Raw genomic sequence first — 5,629 nt, forward strand, 5'->3', positions numbered from 1 at the left:
GTACTGCGGGGGAAGCCCGTGGGAGAGCAGGGCGCCGCTGACCGGTGGACGGCGCTTCGTCGCAGGGGAGGGCCCCGCGGGATGTTCCCGCGGGGCCCTCCCCTTTTTTCATGCCGCGATGCCGCGAGGGGCGTCGGACCGCGCCGCGTTTCAATCCGTATCCGTTAGACGGGTGCTGGCTTCTTTTTTTCTAGCCTTTTCAGCCTGACGTATTATTTGGGGACGCGTTCATTTCGAGCCATGCCGCCGTCCGATTCGGTGTAGCTCGTTTTCATGAACGCGGAGGGGCTGTTTCGGCGTTTTCTTTCAGAGGGTTCCTCGATCCCCCTAGTCATTTCATCGTGAATTACCTCCGCTGGGTCTACTCATCCACGGATGTGTTTGCAGGGGTTTGTGCAAAATGGGAAGTTCCGGCGCAGTCCTCTTTCCCTGCCGATTATTTTCATTCATCTTCCAATTCCTGATTTCCGCAGGGCGCTCGCTCAAGGATGTATATGTGCTGTCATCCAAGGGTGACAACTCCGCGTCGCCCCTGTCATCCTGAGATGTCAACCCTTCCCTCCCTCCTGATCGGAAGCCTTGGTACGGGCAGAATTGCGGCATGCCCGTAGTCGATTCGAAGGGAGTGCATGAATGGCAGACAACGATAAATATCCTGCCGGACGGCTCGGCGGTGCGCTAGGGATCGGGCAGAAGAGGGGCGGATTCGCGAAACCCGCAGCTCAGGCTTCGATAGGGCGCCGCCCCGGTCGCATGGCTGTGACCACGACGGGGCTCACCAAGCGCTACGGCGACACCTGCGTGGTGGACGGCGTGGACCTCGCCGTGCCGGAGCACGCTGTCTACGGCTTCCTGGGTCCCAAGGGGCCGGTAAATCCACCACGATGAAGATGCTTCTCGGCCTCGTTCACTCTACGCAGGGCTCCGCCACGATCCTGGGCGCGTCCCTTACGCCGGAGAACCGCCTTGAGGTGCTGCGCCGCGTGGGTTCGCTCATCGAGAGTCCGAGCTGCTACCCGCATCTCACGGCGCGCGAGAACCTCGAGATCGTGCGGCAGCTTCGCGGCTTGCCGAAGTCGGAGATCGACGAGGTGCTGAAGATCGTCCGACTCGACGACCCTTCCGTTCGCCGCAAGCGGGTTGGGAACTTCTCGCTCGGCATGAAGCAGCGCCTCGGCATCGCCTGCGCCCTTATGGGCAAGCCGCCCCTGCTCCTGCTCGACGAGCCCACCAACGGCCTTGACCCCTCGGGCATCCATGAGATCCGCGCTCTCATCAAGGGGCTCCCGCGAATGTTCGACATGACGGTCGTCGTCTCCAGCCACCTGCTCTCCGAGGTCGACCAGATGGCCGACCACGTCGGGATCATCCGCAAGGGGCGCATGGTGTGGCAGGGTCCGCTCGAGGCGCTCCATGCGCGCGGGCGGCGCTGGATAGGTCTCAGGACCACGGACAACGCGTGGGCCGCCCAGCTCCTTCCCGGCGCGCAGACAGATCCGGACGATTCTGCCTACCTGCGCATCAAGGCGGTGGACGACGAAGCGGCGGCGCGCCTCAGCATGGATCTTGCCGAGCGGGGCATCGGTGTCGTCCGCATGGAGGAGCACGAGGATTCGCTCGAGGACATCTTCCTTGCGATCACGGGGATGGAGGAGACGCTATGACAGCCGGCGGGAAGGAAGCGGTCGCCTCAAAGCGGCGCCTCGGCATCGCGCGCCAGGTCGCCCTCGAGCTCAGGAAGGGTCGGCGCAAGCACCTCTGGCTCATCTGCGCCGCCATGCTCGGCGTGCTCCTCTTGTGGTTTGGGTATCAGTCGGCTCGCCAGGTGGAGATTACGGCCGACTACCGCGTGCTTCTCTACAGCCTGCCCACGGTCAACGCGGTCTTCCTCCCGCTGCTGTCCGCTGTCGTCGCCTCGACCGTCTGCGACGTCGAGAACCGCGGGAACATGTGGAAGCAGCTCCTCACCATGGAGCGGGCGGAGGACCTCTTCTGCGCGAAGTGGCTCACCTGCGTGCTCGTGCTCGCGGCGGTGGTGACCGTCGAGGTCACGGCAGCCTCCGTCATCGGCGGCGTCCTCGGTTTCCAGGCGGTGCCTGTGTCCGAGAGCCTCATGCTCTGGGTGTCGACGCTCTCCGTGTGCCTGTTCGTGGCGACGGTCGTGGAGTGCCTCTGCCTGTTTATCGTCAACCAGTTCGTGCCGCTCGGCGTGGTCGTGGCGCTGTCGTTTCTGGGGCTCTTCTCCATGTACCTGCCGGCGTATGTCTCCGTCTTCGTTCCGAGCTCCTACTTCGGGCTCCTGTCCACGGTGGGGATGAGCTACGACTACGCCACGGAGGTCATCATCTGGAGCACCGTCGCCTGGCCCGTGGGCTACTTCGCCGTCATCGTCCTCGTCACCGTCGCCGCGTTCGCGCTCTCCCTGCGCGCCTTCGCGAGAAAGGAGCTCTAGCATGCTCGCCTCATGTGTCCGCGCGGAGCTCGTGAAGCTCCGCCGTTCTCCGATCTGGCTGGTGTTCGTGGCGCTGCCCGGAATCTCAGCACTCATCGGCTGCGCCAACTACCAGGGGAACCTCGGGGTCATCACGCCCGGCTGGTCGAACCTGTGGACCCAGCAGACGCTCTTCGTCTGCTATTTCTTCCTCCCGGCGCTCCTCGGCGCGGGGTGCTCGCTCCTCTGGCGCCAGGAGCACCAGGGCTCCAACTGGAACGAGCTCATGGCGCAGCCGGTCCCCATCCGCGACCTCGTGCTCGCCAAGTTCTGCATGGGCGCGCTGATGTCGGCCCTCGCCTTCACGTCGATCCTGGCGTTCTACGTCGCGAGCGGCGTAGCCCTCGGGGTGCCCGGCGAGTTCCCGGCGGCGCGCATCGCCGAGTACGTGACGCTCGGGGTCCTGGGCTCGCTCGTGGTCGTGGCGATCCAGCTCGACATATCCATGGTGGTGCGCAACTTCGCCGCGCCGGTGGGCATAGCGCTCGCGGGAGGCGTGTCGGGCGTCATCGCCACCGTTGCCGGGTTCGGGAACGTCTGGCCCTACTCCCTGCTCCAGACAGGTATGAACTCGAACGAGCTCGTCGACCTGTCCGCCTTCGGCGTCGCCCAGATCGTGGTCCTGTCCGCCGTGTACGCATCGCTCGCCATCGCCTGGGCGTGCCGACGGCTCTCGCGCCGCGACGTCGTGGCGGCGATGTGACCTGACCGGAGAGCGGAGGCCTCTTGCGCGGGCGGAGCCGTTTTCCGCAGGCGCCCGGCACGGGGCCGACCGGCGCCGGAGCGAATCTGCCGGCACTTCTCTAGGGAACGCTGATGTATATCCCGATGCGCTCCGGGCGATCGGTAAAACTATGGGATTACCCGCTAAAAGGGCCCAGTAACTGTACCCAGAACTGCGGGAGAGGGCCTTTCGAGGGGCCCTCTCCCGCAGTTCTGGGTACAGTTACTGGGCCCTTTTAGCGGGTAGCGTGGTAGAAGCGGTAATTGAGCCTTGTCGGCAGCCGACCGATCTGCCGATGGCGCTTGCATGCCGGACCGTCGGATGGTGCTGCCGCTTCGTCATCCTTGGGGGAGTGTGGGAAAATGAAAGAGGAGGTGACCGCCATGAGGGATGCGGGCGAACCCGCACGGTCCGTGATCGCTCGAGCGATCGGACGGTGGGATGATTCGAGGGGTTTGGCGCTCGTCGCGCCGATCGCCTGCGTGATCCTCGAGGCGGTCTTCCTCACAAGGTACATCTCCCTTCTGCCCTTCGATTACGACCCCGCATCCGTGTGGCTACTCGTGTGGTGCGTCGCCGCGATCCTCGCATGCGTCTTCCTCCGGAAGCGCCGCCCCCTCGCCGTGACGCTCGTGGCATGCGCCTTCGCAGCGGCATCGGCCCCTGTCGATGAGGGCGCCTACACGGGAGTCCCGCTTCTGGTGCTGATGTACGGCGTGGTCGCGCGACAAGACTACCTCAGGGCGGTGGCGGCGGTTCTCGCCGTCCTCGCCGCGTTCTGGGCTCCCGTCCACCTCGCGGGAAGCGAGAGCCTCGCCCTCGTGCACCTCGAATGGGTGCTGGTCGTGGTCGTGGCGGCGCTTGTGTCCCGCGCCCTGTGGGCAAGGCGTCGTGCGGCCCGGGAACTCGAGGAGGAGCGCGCTGCGCGCAGGCAGGTTGCCCGCGAGCGCGACGAGGCCGAGGCGCGCAGCCGCATCGCCGGAGAGCTGCACGACTCCGTGGGCCATGACCTCACGGCCATCATCGCGCTTACTGAAGGGCTTATGGGGGCGACGGGGGACGAGACGTTCGAGGCCGCCGTGGCGAGCATCAACGATCTCGCGCGTGCGGGGCTCTCTGACACCCGACGTGCGGTCCGGCAGCTCTCGGCCCTGCACGGAGACGCCGTCGGCGCGGGCCGCTCCGATTCGCATATGTGGGACGATGTGCGGCCCGTGCTCGAGCACGCCCGCTCCGCCGGTCTTGCGGTCGCGTTCACGGAGACCGGTTCTCGGTCGCCCGATCGCAGGCAGGCCGACCTGGCCTTCTCCGTGACGCGCGAGGCGACGACGAATGTCTTGCGTCACGCGCGCGACGCGCGCCGCATCACGGTCGCGTGGGACCATGCGAAGGACGGCTCCTGCACGGTCACCGTCCGCAACGACGGTTTTCCGGTCGAGGGGGCCGGTGATGCGGGGACGGGGCTCGCGCGCTTGGGCAGGCGCGTCGAGGGGGCGGGCGGCGCGCTTGATGCGGGGCCGTCCCCCGACGGGGGCTGGGAGGTCCGAGCGGTCATCCCGTGTCTCGATCCGGCAGCTGATACCAAGGAGGCCGAGAGCTTATGAGCGATCCCATCGACGTGCTGATCGTCGACGATCAGGCGGAGACGCGACTCGGGTTCGCCCTGGTGCTTCGCCGCGATCCCTCCCTGCGCCTTTGGGGGCAGGCGGGAGATGGGAGACAGGCGGTGGATGCGGTCGATCGGGCGGCTGAGGCGGGGAGGACGCTTCCGGACGTCGTGCTGATGGACGTGCGGATGCCCGCTATGGACGGCATCGACGCCTGCGCGCTCATCTGCGACCGGCATCCCGAGGTGCGCGTGCTCATTCTCACCACCTACGACGAGGACGACTACGCCTTCGGCGGCCTCGAGGCGGGCGCCTCCGGGTTCCTGCTCAAGGACGTCCGCTCCCGAGAGCTCATCGACGCGGTCCATGCCGTTGCGGAAGGGGATGCCGTCCTCACCCCTCGCATCACCCGGGCGGTTCTCGAGGTCAACGTCCCCAAGGTCGTTCCAGGATCTGAACGTGAGCGCCTGCGTCGCGCCTTCCGCCGGCTCACGGACCACGAGCGCGAGATCTGCTCGCTCATCGCCGACGGCCTCTCCAACGGCGAGATCGCCGAGCGCCTGGTAATCCAGCCCGCCAGCGCCAAGCGCGCCGTCTCGCGCATCCTTTCCAAGCTGGGCATGCGCGACCGGACCCAGGTTGCCGTCTCCTGGTACCGGGCGGGGCTCTAGGGGCGGAGGGGCCGGTCGAAACCCTCATATGTGTAGACCCTGTGGAGCGCCGGATTCCCGCCCCCGGGGCCGCCCGGTTCTGGCAATATAACTCCTTGCCGCGCGGCGGGGCCGCGCAGGCGGGCACCTTGAGAAC

6 protein-coding genes are annotated in these 5,629 nt (G+C 66.6%); all 6 read left to right on the top strand.

What is annotated here, in order from left to right:
* The first annotated feature begins 753 nt into the window (after nt 1-753).
* The 6 genes from B5F74_RS12740 (at nt 754) to B5F74_RS12055 (ending at nt 5,493) form a co-directional block, all read left to right on the top strand.
* Entirely contained in the window at nt 754-888 is a 135-nt protein-coding gene (locus B5F74_RS12740; protein WP_255375128.1) for a hypothetical protein, read from the top strand.
* Nucleotides 885-1,664, top strand: a complete 780-nt coding sequence (locus B5F74_RS12035) for an ABC transporter ATP-binding protein (RefSeq protein WP_239283484.1) — start codon at nt 885-887, stop codon at nt 1,662-1,664. The genes B5F74_RS12740 and B5F74_RS12035 overlap by 4 nt, the downstream gene beginning before the upstream one ends.
* On the top strand, nt 1,661-2,452 hold the full coding sequence (locus tag B5F74_RS12040; protein WP_087202806.1) for an ABC transporter permease: 792 nt from the start codon (nt 1,661-1,663) through the stop codon (nt 2,450-2,452). The genes B5F74_RS12035 and B5F74_RS12040 overlap by 4 nt, the downstream gene beginning before the upstream one ends.
* Nucleotide 2,453: 1 nt before the next feature.
* Nucleotides 2,454-3,194 (top strand): ABC transporter permease, encoded by a 741-nt coding sequence (locus tag B5F74_RS12045; protein WP_087202808.1) that lies wholly within the window; start codon nt 2,454-2,456, stop codon nt 3,192-3,194.
* 383 nt (nt 3,195-3,577) lie between these two features.
* On the top strand, nt 3,578-4,819 hold the full coding sequence (locus tag B5F74_RS12050; RefSeq protein ID WP_239283485.1) for a histidine kinase: 1,242 nt from the start codon (nt 3,578-3,580) through the stop codon (nt 4,817-4,819).
* On the top strand, nt 4,816-5,493 hold the full coding sequence (locus B5F74_RS12055; RefSeq protein ID WP_087202811.1) for a response regulator transcription factor: 678 nt from the start codon (nt 4,816-4,818) through the stop codon (nt 5,491-5,493). Before B5F74_RS12050 ends, B5F74_RS12055 begins: the two co-directional genes overlap by 4 nt.
* The last annotated feature ends 136 nt before the right edge of the window (nt 5,494-5,629 follow it).

This window comes from Collinsella sp. An271 (assembly GCF_002159695.1).
Classification (GTDB): Bacteria; Actinomycetota; Coriobacteriia; order Coriobacteriales; family Coriobacteriaceae; genus Collinsella; species Collinsella ihumii.